This is a genomic window from Magnetococcales bacterium, from assembly GCA_015231175.1.
GTDB lineage: Bacteria > Pseudomonadota > Magnetococcia > Magnetococcales > DC0425bin3 > HA3dbin3.
On record JADGBZ010000025.1, the window covers coordinates 25,819 to 41,746 of the forward strand.

Consider the following 15,928-nt stretch of genomic DNA (forward strand, 5'->3'; position numbering starts at 1 on the left):
ATCTCAAGCCGCCATCCTCTTCGGCGGGTATGCCCATGTCAAATGCGATGGCCCTGCTCTCCCGTTGGCACGGCTTTTGATTACGTTATGGCGGACCAGGGGATAGTCCATCTCACCAGGGGAGAGTCAGGGATTGACGAGATCGGGAGTCACCAGTGATCGTTCAGTGTGAGAACTGTAGCAGCCGGTTTGATGTCGATGACAGGGTGTTGCTGCCGCTCGGGCGCAAGTTGAGGTGCTCGATGTGCAAGCACGTCTTTTTCCAGATGCCACCGACTCCTGAAGCCCAACAGTCTGCGGGAGAGATTGATACCAAATCACCTGCGGGCTCCCCTTCGGGGAAAACGCCATCCCCTGCTGCGGCCAGTGCATCGGCAGCCAAGGCGCCCAAACAATCCGATCCGAAACAAGTTCCCGCCCCCCCCCAGGTGACGACAGCGCCCGCCCCCCCGGCGGAGCCCGCATCAGATGGTGATGTGTCCGACGTCTCCATCCCTTCCGAGGTGAGTGGAGAGCCTGCTCCAGAGGAGGCCGCTGCCGCAGAGGCTGCCGTTCAGGAAGGTGCCGGGTTGACGGATGAGGATCTGGATCTGGATTTGGATCTGGAGCAGGCTGACGATCCAGAGCGAACTCCGCAGGAAGCGGAGGATGCATCCCCTGAATCCGGGCCGGAACCTGGGTCCGATCCAGATCGCGAGCCTGACATGGAAACGGATCTGGAAGGAAAACCGGATCTGGATGCCAGTGATTTTGATCTGGATAATGTGGATGACCTGCTCCTGGACGAGGAGGATCAGGCCAGCAACAATAAAAGGGATGGCAGTGAAAAAAGCCTGGAATCCCTGCTCGATGAGATGAACTCCGGGGAGTTGCTGCATGAGGAGGGGGAGGAAGATGTCGCGACGGTTTTGAGTCAACTCTCCGGCGATCTCCATAAGGGCAAGAGTGGCGCCCCAAGCGAGGAGGAGGACCAGGAACCAGTCTTCGATGATTTGTCGACCCCGGCAGACTCGGGGGAGGATCTCAAAGAGATCGTGCTGGACGACTTTCCGGACGAAAAGTTTCTGGAAAATGACGGAGTCGCGAAGGGTTCCATGCTGGATGAGGAGGATCTGTCCCGGTACGAAGAGGTTGACCTGGATGATGACACCCGGGTTTCCGCACGGGCGGAGCGTGATGAAGCGGAACAGGATGGGGATGCGGATCTGGCTGCACTGGCGCTGCAAGGAAAGCCGTCTGGTGGTCAACCCAACTTTGTTGCCGATGTGGAACCGGAACCGCAACCTGACGAAAATTTGGCGGAAGAGGAGGAGGAAGCGCCCCGTTTTCCTTTTGAAACGCCAAAAGTTCGTAAAATTCTTCTCTGGACCTCCCTGTTTCTCGCCGGGCTTTGGGTTTTTGGTTTGGTGTCAAGCACCGAGTGGTTTGAATACCGCATCTACTCCATGAGCCATGATATTCATTTGGCTGCCGTGGAGAGTCACTGGCGCACCACCCGGGATGGAGAGCCCATGCTGCTCCTGGAGGGGAAGTTGCGCAATGCGACCAAAATGGGCCAAAAAGCCCGCAAGGTTCGGGTCTCCCTGCTCGACAAGGAGAATAAACCTCTCCAGTCGGTCCAGATTGTTCCTGGACGGGTTTTGAAAGAGAGTGATTTTGACATCAGCGACGAGTCGTTGCATGTCCTGGTGGGCTTGCAGGCGGACACCCGGCAAGTCAAGACCATACCCACCATCAAGGCTGACAGCGACATCGGTTTCCAGGCCATCTTTCTGAATCCTTCCGGAAATGCGGTCCGTTTCAAGGTGGACCTCGATGATGCCAAAGAGAGCTCCGACAAGCCCGACAAGAAGGACGCCAAGGACAAGGCTGTGACCGGGGAGCCGGAGAAAAAGGCAGAAAAAAGTGCGGAGGGCGCGATCCAGGAGAAACAGTCCGGGAAAGCTCGCGATTAGTCATTTAAAGCCTTTCCTTGCCGCCCCCATTCGGGTTGTCCCGTACCAGGCGGGGGATGGCGTATCCGGGAAGACGCTCTCGCAGCGAGGCGAGCAGCTCCACGCCACGCTCGGGTGTCACCTGAAAATGGGCCGCGCCGGCCACCGGGTCGAGCAGGTGCAGATAGTAGGGGATGATCCCCAGGTCGATCAGAGCGGCGTAGAGTTCCAACAGGGTCGTGGCCGAATCATTGACCCCTTGCAGCAGGACGGCCTGTTGGAGGAGTGGAATGCCGTGGTTCGCGAGAGATCTCAATGCGGTGCGGGCGCTTGCTCCCAATTCAGCCGGATGGTTGACATGGAGAACGACGACCGGTTGCAGACGACTGCCGGTCAACCAGGCTAGCAGGTCGCTGGTGATGCGCTCCGGTAGCGCGACCGGGACACGGGTGTGAATCCGTAAACGGCGCAAATGGGGTATGTCGGCCAGATGGCGGGTCAGAGCGGCCAACTCCGCGTCGCTGGCCATCAAAGGGTCGCCGCCCGAGTAGATGACTTCACGAATGCGGGTATCCTGTCGGATGGCCGTGAGAATCGGGCGCCAGTCAGGGGGGATCTTCTCTTCCCGGCGATGGCGGCGGAAACAGAAGCGGCAATGGATGGCGCAACGGTTGGAGACCAGGAGCAGAACCCGGTCCGGATACTTTTGAATCATGCCCGGCAGGGGGGTGTGTTGCCCCTCCAGGAGGGGATCGGCGCTGAATCCGGGCACCTCCAGCAACTCCTCGGCGGATGGGTACCCTTGCCGCCACAGGGGGTCCGCAGGATCATGTTGGGCGACATGGGCAAGAAAGGCACGGGGAAAACGCATGGGGTAGCGTTGGTGGGCTTCCATGACGGCTGTGTCCGGCATGGCTCCATCCCAACTGGCCGGCTCGGCCAAAAATCCATCGGTCGAGGCGGCATCGGGCATGGAAGGATGCCCTGCATGCGGAAGTGGGTTATACTGCCCCGCCTGATTTGTCGTCATGCCGCTTATAACCTGTTTTGAAAGAGGATGTCATGCTGACCCACAACCAGTTGCGCATTGGAACCCGCGTGGAGATCGACGGTCAGCCGTGGATCATCGTTTCCGCCCAGTTCGTCAAACCCGGCAAAGGGCAGGCCTTCACCAAGATTCGGATTAAAAATCTCATGGATGGCCGGGTGATCGACCGCACCTACAAATCCAGCGAAACCGTCTCCAAGGCCGATGTGGTTGACAAGGATATGCAGTATCTCTACAAGGACGGCGATCATTGGCACTTCATGGATCCGGCGACTTATGAACAGGTCGCCCTGGGCGCGACCGAGGTCTCCGATACGGTCAACTGGCTCAAGGAGCAGGAAACCTACGCCGTCACCCTGTGGCAGGGCAAGGCCATTGCCGTGCAGGCCCCACCTTTTTTGAATCTGACCATCGTTCATTGCGAACCCGGCATCAAGGGGGACACCGTCTCCGGGGCCACCAAACCGGCTACCTTGGAAACAGGGGTCATTGTCAAGGTGCCACTCTTTATCAACCAGGAAGAGCGGATCAAGGTCGATACACGGACGGCGGAGTATGTCGAACGGGCGAAGGGTTGATCGACCCCGTGCATCCATGGCTTGGTGAGGGGTGTTGGTGACGTTTGTTCCAGAAGCGGGTGGGGACGGCTTGGCTTGGCGTCCAGTGGCGACCCGGGAAATCCTGGCGGGTCGGGCGCGTATTTTGGCGGAGGTGCGGCGTTTTTTTGCCAAGCGGGGGGTTTTGGAGGTGGAGACTCCGCTGCTCTCTCCGGAAGTGGTGCCCGAGGCTCATCTGGAGCCTCTCCCCTGTGCGGGAGGATTTTTGCACACCTCCCCGGAGGCCACCATGAAACGCCTGGTTGCGGCGGGTTATGGCGCCATCTTCCAGATTTGCCGGGTTTTTCGTGCGGATGAGGCGGGCCGTTGGCACAATCCGGAGTTTACCATGTTGGAATGGTACAGGCCGGGTTGGCGGCTGGAACAGCTGATGGGGGAGGTGACGGAGCTTGTCGGGCACTTCGTGGCACGGTCGGCGCCCCGCACTCTGACGTGGCGGGAGTTGTATCGGCGCCATGCTCTGGTGGATCCCGACGCCGCTACCTGGGAAGAGCTTGCTGCCCGGACCACTTCGCCAACGGAGGGGCTGGACAGAGATGGCGTGCTGGATTTGTTGTTCGTCGAGTGGATCGAACCGGCTCTGGCCCTGGAAAAAGGCATGGTTTTGGTGACCGGATTTCCTGCCAGCAGGGCGGCCATGGCCCAGGTGGATCCCGGACCCCCGCCGGTGGCACGGCGGTGTGAACTCTATGTCGATGGCGTGGAGTTGGCCAATGGCTACCAGGAGTTGACCGACCCTGCGGAACAGCGGCAAAGATTGGCACGGGTCAACATGCGACGCCAAGCCCAAGGCCTGTCTCCCCTGCCGGTGGATGCCAAATTTTTGGCCGCCTTGGGGCACGGTTTGCCGGAGTGCGCCGGCGTTGCCCTGGGGGTGGATCGGTTGGTCATGTTGGCCTTGGGATGTGCGCGCATTCAGGATGTGTTGGCCTTTCCTGCCGATGCACAAGGGTCATGAACAGTGACGTGTCTTTGCAACCATTCAGCGCCCTTTTACGGAGGTGCTGGTAACGATTCGGCACCTTTTTGGCGCCTTTTCAAGAAAAGCACGGACATGAAATCCTTGGTATGGATACGTGTCTTTAAAAATTTTCAAGGAGTGGAAGCCGTGGCACTATTACAGACACCGCCGGGAAACTTGGGCTCAGAGGCGCCAGATTTTTTGCTGCCAGGCGTGGATGGAAGGGATCACTCCCTGCGCGAGTATGGGGGCGCCCCGGCGCTGGTGATCATGTTCATCTGCAACCACTGTCCCTATGTGCAGGCCGTCGAGGATCGTTTGTTCCGTCTGGCGCGGGAGCTTCAGCCGAGGGGCGTTCAGTTTGTGGCCATCAGCAGCAACGATCCGACCAGCTATCCTCAGGACGATTTTCAGCACATGCGGCAGCGGGCCACAGAGAAGGCCTATCCGTTTCCCTACCTGTTTGATGAGACGCAACAGGTTGCCATGGCCTATGGCGCTGTCTGCACCCCTGATTTTTTTGTGTACGACGCCAATCGGCATCTTGCCTATCGTGGTCGCCTGGATGACAGCCCGCGTGATCCCTCTGCCGTGAGTCGCGAGGAGTTGAAGGATGCCATCTTGCAGATTCTGGATGGGCGCCCTCCAGCCGCAGTCCAAAACCCCTCCATAGGATGCAGCATCAAGTGGAGGGGGGTGGCGCCAAATTGACACGGGGGGGCGAAGCCCTGGCAAAGTCCGTCTCAAAAAGAACGATTGCAAGACTGGGATGGAGGTCCAGGAGGAAGGGCTGTGCCCTTCCTCCTGGTGGGGTTCGGGGCGAAGCCCTGATAAAAGCTTTCAAATCCAAGTTTTTTTTGCAAGGGTGGCGAAGCCCTGACAAGGGCTTTCAAATCCAGGTTTTTCTTGCAGGGGCGCAAAGCCTGTCAGATCAATGTGGGAACGGGAAACCCGACCTCGCGCAGGGCCACCAGGATGATCCGTACCACCCGTTCGGGCTCCAGGAAATCGGTGTTGATGGTCAGATCGTAATAGGCGCGGGGCGAGGGGTATTTGCGGGCGATTTTTTCCACAAACTTGTCCCGTTCGCGGTTTTTTTCAATGATCATTTTTTCTGCCTTGCTCTCCTTGATATCCAGGCGCTTGGCGATCCGTTGGGTACATTTTTCCAATGACCCCTCGATGCGAACGCGCAGGGCAGGGCGGTCGACCGGAATGATCAGGTGCGCTCCACGACCGACAATCACCCCTCCGGAAGAGCAGATACCGAGAATCACCTTGGCCATATAGCGGAAAAAGTCGCTGTTGGCGCCGGCCTGGTTGATGAAAAATCCGCGAATGATCTCATCCATGGCCGAGTTTGCCCGCTCGTCCAATTGCTCCATGATGTGGGCGTCACCTTTAGCCTCCTTGATCACGGCCTTGAGCAACTCCCTGTCATAGAGCTGGACGCCCATGGTTTTGGCCAAAAGCTCGGCGATGACGCTGCCATTGGCGCCAAACATGCGCGACATGGTCACCAGAGGCTTGGCCAGAGTGCTGGTCTCGCTCTTGACCGGGGGGTGATACTGGTTGGCGGTGAGAATGGATTGGATCACATCCAAGGTGAATTTGGCCACGGGGCGGTCTCCTCAGAAAGGGCTGGCTGGTTCGGTTGGCGGCGCGTGGGCATGGATCAATCCACACCCGTCTCTTCCTTGACGGTGCGCACGATGCGTCGGTCGTAGTTCAGGAGCGAGCGAATTTTTCCCGGATAGTCCAGTTGACTCAGAAAATAACGGATACTGTTGATCCTGGCCCTTTTTTTATCATCCGACTTGATGATGATCCAGGGAGCCTCCGCTGTTGAAGAGTAGAAAAACATATCTTCCTTGGCCTTGGTATAGGCCTGCCATTTATCCTGGGATTCCCGATCTACCGGGCTGAGTTTCCATTGTTTGAGGGGGTCCGTCATGCGGCGGTTGAAACGGCGCAACTGCTCCTCTTTGCTGACGGAAAAATAAAATTTGAACAGAACGATGCCGGAGGCCACCAGCATGCGTTCAAATTCCGGGACGGAGCGGAGGAACTCCCGAACTTCATCCTTGCTGCAAAATCCCATGACCCGTTCGACCCCTGAACGGTTATACCAACTCCGATCGAAAAAGCAGATCTCCCCGGCTGAGGGGAGGTGGGCGACGTAGCGTTGGAAATACCACTGCGAGCGCTCCTTGTCCGTTGGTTTGTCCAGGGCGACCACACGGTAGCCGCGTGGGTTCAAATGTTCGATGAAGCGTTTGATGGTCCCACCCTTGCCTGAGGCGTCTCGTCCCTCGAAAAGCGCCACCACGCGCAGACCTTTTTCCTTGGCCCAGTTTTGCATCTTGAGCAGCTCGATGTGCAGAGGAGCCATGGTTTCTTGGTAATCCTGCACGCCCATCTTCCGAAGTTTGGGGTGTGGAGCTTCCCGGGAGGCGCGTGGCTTCTCTCCATCCAGCAGGATATCCGGAAGGATGTCGAACTTTTGGGGATCATCGTCTTTGTGCATGGCAATTGATTCCTCAGGTGCCGTGGAGTTTGCATCTTAACCCCACATGTGTTCCAGGTACCAGCCAACTTTACAGGTGGGGAGGGCCTCCTCGCACACGCCGCCTGGCTATCGTTGCGACCGGGTACAAGGTTGGGAAGCTGGGTTTTGACATTTGGCCCGAAGTGTTCCATCGTGCGGGCGCTCGTACCTCTAGCGAAAAATGGACCAGACAGGTCATGATTCACCACCCGGCAACGCATTGGGGTCCAGGGGGCTGGGCTCCCTGGCAGGGCCTCGAACAGCATGAAAGGTTTGTCAGGCCGGGATTTGGCGCTGCATCGATCCGACTCCACCCAGGAGGCTTTCCAACGCATTTTGCGCCATCACTGGTCCAGTGTGCTTTTTTGGGAGGGCGCTGCCCACGAAGGGGGGGGATCCGGAAGGGGTGCATCAGATGCGCGTTGCCTTGCGGCGGTTGCGTTCGGCCTTGGTGGTGTTCCGCAGAGCAGTTCCCCGCGAGATCACGGCGTGGCATGGCGAAGAGATGCGTTGGCTGGCCAGTGCGATGGCCCCGGCCCGGGATTGGGATGTCCTATTGACCATCGAACCCTTTGCCATCGCGGCATTGACGCGGCGTTATGGCAAACTGTTGCGCCAGGGAGAGTCGATCGGGCGCATGTCTTCCGAGGAGTCCCACCAACTGCGTATCGCGTGCAAAAAATTTCGTTACGCCCTGGAATTTTTTGACACCCTGCCAGGCTGCAAAGGAGTCGGCCACCTTCTCGGCCACCTGAAAAATTTTCAGGAGTGTCTCGGCATCATCAATGACGCGTCCCTGATCACCCCCTTGTTGACCCGTCTTCTGGTCGGGGTCGAGGACCGGGATACACTCCTCTGCGCCGGCGCCGTCATGAGATGACGTGCCTGTCAGGGAGCCTTCTTTTGCCTCCAGAAAAGGATCCGGCCACAAACATCACACTTCTTGACGGTCGAGAGAAAATAGATCAAGCCAAGCGTTGCAAAAAGCGGGATCAGGACGCGACTCGCCGCAATGATCGGCCCCAGACTGACATCTTCTCGAATCACTTCTCCAGGATTATTGGACACCCCAAAAAGGGTAAACAACATAATGGCAATCGCCCCGACGAAAATAAGAACCATCGGATTTTTGATCAGGGGTTTCTCGTCATGTTTCATGTTTGCCCTCCCGTAAAGCTGATGAACCCGGTCAACTCTCCATCGAACATGTCTTCATTATAGAGGGGAGGCGTAGGTGCGCAAGGAAATTGTTTTCCTTAAAATACAATATGTTGCAATAATATTAACCATCATGATCTGCCCATAGAATTTATGAAACATGAGACGAAAACCCTCTGCAAGAGCCTGTTTTTTTGAAAATTTATGAACGATAAAATAATATTATCCGTATGTGCCAACGGAAAATTCCTTTTTTCTTCCAGCGGATGGAAAGATGGCCTGGAAAGGGGTCCACAGTGGATCGCCCACAAACTGGCTTGATCGGCATTCAGTGATCGGGCAATAAACAATTTTATGGCTTGAGCGTAGATGATGGATGGAAGGGAAAAAACGATGGGGGGCAGGGTGTGTAGAATCTTACGCATGGCATGGCGAGATATGCCTAGGAATCATGCTGAATTTCAAGGATATTGGCAGAAAGGAGAGGAGGCAAAAGGTCACAGGTAACAATGCGCCGACAAGGTTCGTAAGGTTCTACGGTTTATGTAGCAAAATAGAAACAGATGACTCCGTCGCGTAGATCTTCGCAAGAAAGGTGACGTTTTTTGTAACGATTCAGCACCCTTTCAAGAAAAGCCAGGACATGAAAGCCTTTGCCAGGGCTTCGCCCCGAACCCCACCAGGACACCGTCATAGGCCCCGCCAGGGGGCGGGCTCCCTGGCAGGTGGTGTGTTTTCCCTGGAAAATTTATATTTCAGTATATAAATTATGCAATGCGGGGGCGATTCAGCCTCCGGTTTGCGCAAGTTTGAGGGAGTATCGCCCATGCACATGCGTTTGGATCTGGCCATAGCACGCAATGTCCACCTGAATTGGGAACTGAAGCTGGAAAGTCTGGAGCAATCCGGGCAGGGCGACATCGCCTTGCAGACTCATGAAAATTGCGAGCTGGGCCTCTGGTTGCACAACGTCGGCGTGGAAAAATATGGTTCCGATGACACCATCCACGAGTTGATTCGCACCCACAAGCGGTTTCATAAAAGTGCAGAGTCGGTGATTGCCAACCTGAAATCGCCACACCCGGGGCCAAAACTGGCCATGGCAGAGGTGCGCAACATGAGCCGGGATATCATCCTTCTGCTCACCCGCATGGAGCTGCGCGCCCTGGAAAACAATCGCTCTTCGGAAGCGTTACCCCCGCCCCCTCCTCTGCGCAGATTGCTGTCACGACTGTTTGACGGACCTCAGTTCGCCACGCCGGAAGATTATAAAATTCTTGAGATCAGCCATGCCCGCCTGCAACATTTGCGGTGGACGCTGGCCATGCCGGATGCCTTTCGCAACTGGGGGCACAACGCCATCCTCGAACCGGCTGAAACCTGCGCCCTCGGCGTCTGGATCCATGCCGTTGGCATGCGGCGCCACCAGGATGTCCCGGCCATCGCCACCCTGGATGAGATGCACAAGGCGTTTCACGACAAGGCAACGGCCACCATATTGGCGTTGCGCAAACACAACGGCCCCATGGCCGACCAAGCCTACCGCGAGATGTTGGAACTCAGTCGTGAAACCATCTACCTTCTGGCCATGCTCGAATTCCAGCTCCTGGATACCGACTCCATAGCCAGGACGGCCAGCATTCTCGATGATGCGAAGCCCTGACAAAGGCTTTCACGGCCAGCATTCTCGATGATGCGAAGCCCTGACAAAGGCTTTCCCGGTTGAAAAACCTGCAATACGCCCCACACTGGGCGCTGAAAAGCGCGCCCAGTGTGGGGCCATGGCCCGCCCCCTGGGCCTTTTTTGCAAACAGCGCAAAAAAGGCCTGGGAGAAGGGGGGGCGTACAACAACAAAACGGGGCGCTGCCCCGGTCCCCGCAAGGGCGCTGCCCTTGACCTGCAAGGGCGCTGCCCTTGACCCGCAAGGGAGCCAGCCCCCTGGACCCCGATTCGTTGACGATGATCAACGAAAACCACCCCCGCCCACGCCACGCCTGACCCGTACCCGCAGAGTGCGGTCCTGCACCACCTCGGCTGGAATCTCCGTCAAAAACCGGGAGGGACGCCCCAAAACCAGCCGGTTGAACAGCCAGCGCCGCCTGGCATAGGTCAGGTAGAGCTTTTCTCTGGCTCGCGTCATGCCCACATAAGCCAGGCGACGCTCCTCTTCCAACCCGCCGGCACCTTCCTGGGCCAGCTTGTGGGGCAGGAGATCCTCCTCCACCCCGGCCAGAAAAACCACAGCAAACTCCAGCCCCTTGGCGGCATGCAAGGTTGAGATCAGCACCTTCTCGCCCGTGCCTGGCAGGTCGGCCTGTTCCATCATGTCGGCTACCAGGGCCGCATCTTCCAAAAATTCGGTCAGGTTTTGGCGGCGTCCCAACTCATTTTTCAACTCCTGGAGATTTTCCAATTTGTCGGCCCGACGCTCGTCGTTCTCCAGGGCGTCAACATAGCCCGATTGGAGCAGCACATGTTCCAGCATTTTGCTTGGATGGTCGTGTACAAGGCGTTGGCGGGCAGTCAGGATCAAATCCACGAATGCCTGGAGAGGCTTTTTGGTTCGCGTCGTCAGCGTGCCGCCTTGCTCCAGCAGGTGGATGGCCGCGTCCAAACAGGATCCCCCCTGCTCCCTGGCCGCAGCTTGAATGGTCTCCAGGGCAACGCTCCCCAGACCCCGGGGGGGCACATTGAGAATCCGCTCGAAGGCCAGATTGTCCCTGCTGGAGTGGACCAGCCGTAAATAGGCCATGGCATCCTTCACCTCGGCCCGATCCATGAAACGCAGCCCCCCGACAATGTGATAGGGGATCGTGCGCCGCAGCAACGCCTCCTCCATGGCCCGGGTCTGGTGGCTGGTGCGCACCAGAATGGCGTACTGGTTGTACGCCCCGTCCTGTGCCTGACCATGAATTTCGTCAGCAACGAAACGTGCTTCGTCTTCGCCATCTTCGGCCACATACTTGACCACTTTGGCGCCATCAGCACCGGCTGTCCAAAGGCTTTTGACCATGCGCCCGCGATTGTTGCCGATCAGGGAAGCGGCAGCCTGCAAGATAAATCCGGTGGAACGATAATTTTGTTCCAGTCGGATGACGCGGGTTTCAGGATAATCCTCACTGAAGCGCAAAATGTTATCCAGGCGCGCTCCCCGCCAGCTATAGATGGATTGGTCGTCATCACCCACCACGCATAAATTGCGATGTTGGGCGGACAACTGCATCAGCCAACGATACTGCACCAGGTTGGTATCCTGGTATTCATCGACCAAAACCTGGCGGAAGCGGGTCTGGTAGGTTTCGAGGATGGTCGGTTCCCGTTGCCACAACACCAGACAGTTACGCAGCAAATCCCCAAAGTCCATGCAGTTGGTGTTGCGCAGCGCATCCTGGTAGCCCTGAAAAAAAGAACGCACCGCATCCCGATCACGCGGATTGCGCACATGTTCTTCGCCGATTTCATCGGGCCCCAGGGCGTCGTCCTTCCAGCGTGAGAATGCATTGGCGAGCCGGTCATGGGTCCAATAGCTGCTTTTGTAATCCATCTGTTCCGCCAACGTCTTGATCAGACGTTTCTGGTCCGCCAGGTCCAGGATGGTAAAGTCGCTATTGAACCCGAGAATTTCAGCATGTTTGCGCAGAATCCGCGCCGACAGGGCATGAAAGGTTCCGATCCACAATCGTCCGCCGTGCAACGGACCCCATTCGGCCAGTAGTTGCCCCACCCGGTCCCGCATCTGACGGGCCGCTTTGTTGGTAAAGGTGACTGCCAAAATCTCCTCGGGGCGACACGCCCCATCCAGCACCAGCCAGGCAAGGCGGCGGGTCAACACCCGGGTCTTGCCCGAACCGGCGCCGGCCAAGATCATCAGAGGGCCTTCCCGAACCAGGACCGCCTCGCGTTGGGGTGGGTTGAGATCGGTCAAGAGAGGGGATTCGGCGAGGGAGTCATTCATGCAAGCATCCTCTGAAAGCAAAAATTTTCAGGAACTATTCACCACCTGGCAACGAATCGGGGTCCAGGGGGCTGGCTCCCTGGCTTGGTCCAGGGCAGCGCCCTGGTGGGGTTCGGGGCGAAGCCCTGATAAAGGCTTCCCTATCCAGGCTTTTCTTGAAAGGGTACTGAAAAGGGTGCTGAAAAGGGTGCTGAATGGTTACCCCAATCCGGGCTTTTCTTGCAAGGGTGCTGAATGGTTACAATTTTCGGTCATTGTTCGGCTTGAAAACCGGGATGGAGGTTCGCTGTGGCGTGGGTCCAGGAACATTTTCTTGCGCGTCAGGTGCAGTAAGGCTGGCCAGCCACCGGGTGGCGAATTCTTGGAGGGGAGGGGGAGCGACTCCGAACTTTGAACGTGGGACAGTGACACAACAGGCCGCAGGTCGCAAGGTTGAAGGGATTGAGCCAGGGCAAGCGCATGTGAAATGGGCATATCCAAAGCCATGATTGTTTTTTGGAATTGGGGTCCAGAGGGTTGGCTCCCTTGCGGGTCAAGGGCAGCGCCCTTACGGGGTCCGGGGCGGAGCCCCGTTTTGTTTTTGTACGCCCCCCTTCTCCCAGGCCTTTTTTGCGCTGTTTGCAAAAAAGGCCCAAGATGCGAACACATTGCAGATTTTGCGAAAATAATCGTAAAAGATAATGGTCCGTACTTTCCGCTGGCTTTTTTTGGGGCGCTGCCCCAAACCCCGCCAGGAGGAAGGGCGCAGCCCTTCCTCCTGGACCTCCATCCCAGTCTTTTAAACGATTTTTTTTGGGGCGCTGCCCCAAACCCCGCCAGGAGGAAGGGCGCAGCCCTTCCTCCTGGACCTCCATCCCAGTTTTTTGGACGTTTTTTTGGGGCTCCGCCCCAAACCCCGCCAGGAGGAAGGGCGCAGCCCTTCCTCCTGGACCTCCATCCCAGTTTTTTGGACGTTTTTTTGGGGCTCCGCCCCAAACCCCGCCAGGAGGAAGGGCGCAGCCCTTCCTCCTGGACCTCCATCCCAGTTTTTTGGACGTTTTTTCGGGGCTCTGCCCCGGACCCCGCCAGGAGGAAGGGCGCAGCCCTTCCTCCTGGACCTCCATCCCAGTTTTTTAATCGTTTTTTCGGGGCTCTGCCCTTCCTCCTGAACCTCCATCCCGACGAGGATCACATGGGGCTGTTGGTCATGGCAATGATCGGGGGGATCATCCTGTGTACCCACACCCCCCTGGCACAAAATGATCTGCATTGGCTCCAAGTCCTCATCGGCCTGGCCACCTGGCTGACCTGGCTGGGTTCACCGGCAGGCCGCACCCGCTGGTTGAGGCTCCTCGGCGGGCTTTTTCTGGGGGTCGTGGCGGCCAACTGGGAAGACTGGCAGGCCTGCAACCCACCCCTGCTGCTGCCCGAAGGGAAAAAAGGCAAGGAATTTACCGCCATGGTGGTCGATCGCAATGACCGCGACGACTCGATCCAACTGATCCTGGAGGATTTTGTCTGGCAGCCGGAACAAACAGAGTTTGCCGGGCAAATCCAGTTGTCCATTTATGGCCACGACGCCGACGCCGAACCAGGAGATCGGATCGCCGGCAAGGCCGTGCTCCACCCCGTCGAGGATTATCGGGTGCCAGGCGTATTCTCCTACGCCGACATGCTGCGGCGGCAAGGGGTGAAGGCCAACGGCTCCGCCCGGGATCCGCCCCAGGTGGTGGAACAAACGTCCCAGTGGCGCATCAATCGTTTGCGCCAACGGATTTCGGCCTGGGTGCAGCGCCACATCGCGCCCCGGCAGCAGGGCCTGGTTGAAGGGATTCTGGTGGGCAAGCGCGGGCGTATCACGGCGGCCCAAAACGAAAACATGCGTAGCGCCGGCCTGATCCACCTGGTGGCCATCTCGGGTTCCAATCTGGGCCTGGTGGCCGGGTGGGCGTTTTTGTTCTTCCGCCGGCTGTTGGTCATGCTGACGCCGGTTTCACGACGCTGGGATGTGAAACGGTTGGCGGCGTTGGCGGCCATGCTCTTCATGCTGGGCTATGCCTCCCTGGCGGGATGGTCCGTGGCCACGCAAAGGGCAGCCATCATGATCACCCTGTATCTGCTCTCCGTCGCCGTGGAGCGGGGCAACCAGATGTGGCGCGCCCTGGGCATGTCGGCCATATTGATTTTATTTTTTCAACCCAATCAATTGTTTCAGGCTGGATTTCAACTCTCGTTTCTCGCCGTGGCCACCCTGATCGCCCTGGGCGACATGGATTTTGCCCCCGACTGGCGGGGCCGCATGCGGGCCATGTCGCTCTCCACGATCACCATTGGCGTCGTGCTGACCCCGGTGACCGCCTACCATTTTCATCAGGGATCGCCCTACAGCATTCTGGCCAATATTCCTGCCATTCCCTGGGTGGGCATCGTCTCCGTGCCCCTGGGCATGATCGGCCTCATGGTGTTGCCCTGGTCGGAAACATGGGGTGGCGTCGTTCTCTCCCTCATGGGGTGGAGCCTGGAGATTTTTGATCGATGGGCCGCCTGGATCAGCCATCTGCCGGGGGCTTGGACACGTTTTCCCGGTCCCACGTTGCCGGGTTTTGCCCTCATGGTGCTGGCGGGGGTGGGATGGCTCGCCTGGCGGCGCTTTTGGCCCCGGGCGGCTTGCCTTTGTGTGGCCGCCTGTGCCTGGTTCTGGCCCCATCCCGCTCCGCCCCTGGGATATCTGCAACTCTCCGTCCTGGATGTGCGGCAGGGGCAAAGTGTGTTGTTGCACGCGCCGACGGGGGATTGGTCGGTGATCGATGCGGGGGGGCCGGTCTCCCCTCGTTTCAATATTGGCGAGAGCGTGATTTCGGCCAACCTGTGGTATCAGGGGGTGGGCAAATTGGCACGCATCGTGTTGAGTCACCCGGACCTGGACCATATCTCCGGCGCTGCACAACTCCTGCGCAATTTTCCCACCGGGGAACTCTGGTTGGGGTTCTTTCCACAGGAGGAGGAGAGCCATGCCCAGTACAAACAAATCATCGCCATGGCCCAGCGGCAGGGGACGCTCATCCGGCGTTTTCAGGATGGGACAACGATCCATGCCGAGGGGTTGGATTTTCACATTCTGCCCCCGTTTCCGTTGCGGGGAAAAGAGAATGATCGCTCCCTGGTTTTGGAGGTGACCCATGACACCCGGCGTTTTTTATTTCCGGGGGATGTGCAGCGCACCGGGGAGCGTTGGTTGGCCAGGAGCGGTCAATTGGCGCCGGTGACGCTGGTGGTGGCGCCCCACCATGGCAGTGCTGGTTCCAGCAGCCCGATTTTTGTTCAGGCGCTTCATCCCGAGCATGTGGTTTTCAGCGTAGGGGCGAGGAATCGTTATGGCTTTCCCAAGCCGGCCAGTGTGGCGCGGTGGGCGGCCAGTGGGGCCAGGTTGTGGCGGACGGACCAGGATGGAACGGTTATGTTTCGTTCCGATGGTCATCATCTTGAGCGCGTAGGTGACTGAAGCGAAAAAAAACGATTGAAAAACTGGAATGGAGGTCCAGGAGGAAGGGCTGTGCCCTTCCTCCTGGTGGGTTCGGGGCGAAGCCCTGACAAAGGCTTTCATATCCAACAAAGGCTTTCATATCCAACAAAGGCTTTCATATCCAAGATTTTCGCGAAATGGGGTCCAGGGGGCTGGCTCCCTTGCGGGTCAAGGGCAGCGCCCTTGCGGGTCAAGGGCAGCGCC

At 58.0% G+C, this 15,928-nt stretch carries 12 protein-coding genes; 7 read left to right on the forward strand and 5 right to left on the reverse strand.

The window, feature by feature from the left end; translation table 11 throughout:
- Positions 1–155 precede the first annotated feature (155 nt).
- The gene (locus HQL63_07475; GenBank protein MBF0176670.1) at positions 156–1,955 is read left to right on the forward strand and encodes a zinc-ribbon domain-containing protein; all 1,800 of its coding nucleotides are present in this window, start codon (positions 156–158) and stop codon (positions 1,953–1,955) included.
- A 4-nt stretch (positions 1,956–1,959) separates the two neighbouring features.
- On the opposite strand, the gene HQL63_07480 is transcribed toward HQL63_07475, so the two are convergent.
- Positions 1,960–2,964 carry a KamA family radical SAM protein gene (locus HQL63_07480; GenBank protein ID MBF0176671.1) on the reverse strand — a complete coding sequence of 335 codons (1,005 nt, stop codon included), beginning with the start codon at positions 2,962–2,964 and terminating at the stop codon, positions 1,960–1,962.
- A 32-nt stretch (positions 2,965–2,996) separates the two neighbouring features.
- Between HQL63_07480 and efp the strand changes: the two genes are divergently transcribed.
- From efp to HQL63_07495, 3 genes are all read left to right on the forward strand, one after another.
- Positions 2,997–3,560, forward strand: a complete 564-nt coding sequence (gene efp, locus HQL63_07485; GenBank protein MBF0176672.1) for an elongation factor P — start codon at positions 2,997–2,999, stop codon at positions 3,558–3,560.
- Positions 3,561–3,630: 70 nt separating this feature from the next.
- On the forward strand, positions 3,631–4,557 hold the full coding sequence (gene genX, locus HQL63_07490; GenBank protein MBF0176673.1) for an EF-P lysine aminoacylase GenX: 927 nt from the start codon (positions 3,631–3,633) through the stop codon (positions 4,555–4,557).
- 96 nt (positions 4,558–4,653) lie between these two features.
- Positions 4,654–5,271: a thioredoxin family protein gene (locus HQL63_07495; GenBank protein MBF0176674.1), complete on the forward strand. Its 618-nt coding sequence runs from the start codon at positions 4,654–4,656 to the stop codon at positions 5,269–5,271.
- Positions 5,272–5,486: 215 nt separating this feature from the next.
- Here the strand turns inward: HQL63_07495 and HQL63_07500 are convergent, their stop codons facing one another.
- The gene (locus HQL63_07500) at positions 5,487–6,179 is read right to left on the reverse strand and encodes a cytidylate kinase-like family protein (GenBank protein ID MBF0176675.1); all 693 of its coding nucleotides are present in this window, start codon (positions 6,177–6,179) and stop codon (positions 5,487–5,489) included.
- A 56-nt stretch (positions 6,180–6,235) separates the two neighbouring features.
- On the reverse strand, positions 6,236–7,087 hold the full coding sequence (gene ppk2, locus HQL63_07505) for a polyphosphate kinase 2 (GenBank protein ID MBF0176676.1): 852 nt from the start codon (positions 7,085–7,087) through the stop codon (positions 6,236–6,238).
- 436 nt (positions 7,088–7,523) lie between these two features.
- Here ppk2 and HQL63_07510 point away from each other — a divergent pair, with 436 nt between their 5' ends.
- Positions 7,524–7,988, forward strand: a complete 465-nt coding sequence (locus HQL63_07510) for a CHAD domain-containing protein (protein MBF0176677.1) — start codon at positions 7,524–7,526, stop codon at positions 7,986–7,988.
- 8 nt (positions 7,989–7,996) lie between these two features.
- Here HQL63_07510 and HQL63_07515 read toward each other — a convergent pair whose 3' ends face one another.
- The gene (locus tag HQL63_07515; GenBank protein MBF0176678.1) at positions 7,997–8,266 is read right to left on the reverse strand and encodes a hypothetical protein; all 270 of its coding nucleotides are present in this window, start codon (positions 8,264–8,266) and stop codon (positions 7,997–7,999) included.
- Between the two features lie 826 nt (positions 8,267–9,092).
- Between HQL63_07515 and HQL63_07520 the strand changes: the two genes are divergently transcribed.
- Positions 9,093–9,929 (forward strand): CZB domain-containing protein, encoded by an 837-nt coding sequence (locus tag HQL63_07520; protein ID MBF0176679.1) that lies wholly within the window; start codon positions 9,093–9,095, stop codon positions 9,927–9,929.
- Between the two features lie 301 nt (positions 9,930–10,230).
- Here HQL63_07520 and HQL63_07525 read toward each other — a convergent pair whose 3' ends face one another.
- Positions 10,231–12,222 (reverse strand): UvrD-helicase domain-containing protein, encoded by a 1,992-nt coding sequence (locus HQL63_07525; protein ID MBF0176680.1) that lies wholly within the window; start codon positions 12,220–12,222, stop codon positions 10,231–10,233.
- A 1,186-nt stretch (positions 12,223–13,408) separates the two neighbouring features.
- Between HQL63_07525 and HQL63_07530 the strand changes: the two genes are divergently transcribed.
- Positions 13,409–15,703, forward strand: a complete 2,295-nt coding sequence (locus HQL63_07530; protein MBF0176681.1) for a DNA internalization-related competence protein ComEC/Rec2 — start codon at positions 13,409–13,411, stop codon at positions 15,701–15,703.
- The last annotated feature ends 225 nt before the right edge of the window (positions 15,704–15,928 follow it).

What these genes read in the sequence shown, in the direction of transcription:
- HQL63_07520 (MBF0176679.1), top strand. Translation starts at nt 9,093, where the DNA reads ATGCACATGCGTTTGGATCTGGCCATAGCACGCAATGTCCACCTGAAT.
- ppk2 (MBF0176676.1), bottom strand. Translation starts at nt 7,087, where the DNA reads ATGCACAAAGACGATGATCCCCAAAAGTTCGACATCCTTCCGGATATC.
- HQL63_07530 (MBF0176681.1), top strand. Translation starts at nt 13,409, where the DNA reads ATGGCAATGATCGGGGGGATCATCCTGTGTACCCACACCCCCCTGGCA.
- HQL63_07480 (MBF0176671.1), bottom strand. Translation starts at nt 2,964, where the DNA reads ATGACGACAAATCAGGCGGGGCAGTATAACCCACTTCCGCATGCAGGG.
- HQL63_07495 (MBF0176674.1), top strand. Translation starts at nt 4,654, where the DNA reads ATGAAATCCTTGGTATGGATACGTGTCTTTAAAAATTTTCAAGGAGTG.
- efp (MBF0176672.1), top strand. Translation starts at nt 2,997, where the DNA reads ATGCTGACCCACAACCAGTTGCGCATTGGAACCCGCGTGGAGATCGAC.
- HQL63_07510 (MBF0176677.1), top strand. Translation starts at nt 7,524, where the DNA reads ATGCGCGTTGCCTTGCGGCGGTTGCGTTCGGCCTTGGTGGTGTTCCGC.
- HQL63_07525 (MBF0176680.1), bottom strand. Translation starts at nt 12,222, where the DNA reads ATGAATGACTCCCTCGCCGAATCCCCTCTCTTGACCGATCTCAACCCA.
- HQL63_07515 (MBF0176678.1), bottom strand. Translation starts at nt 8,266, where the DNA reads ATGAAACATGACGAGAAACCCCTGATCAAAAATCCGATGGTTCTTATT.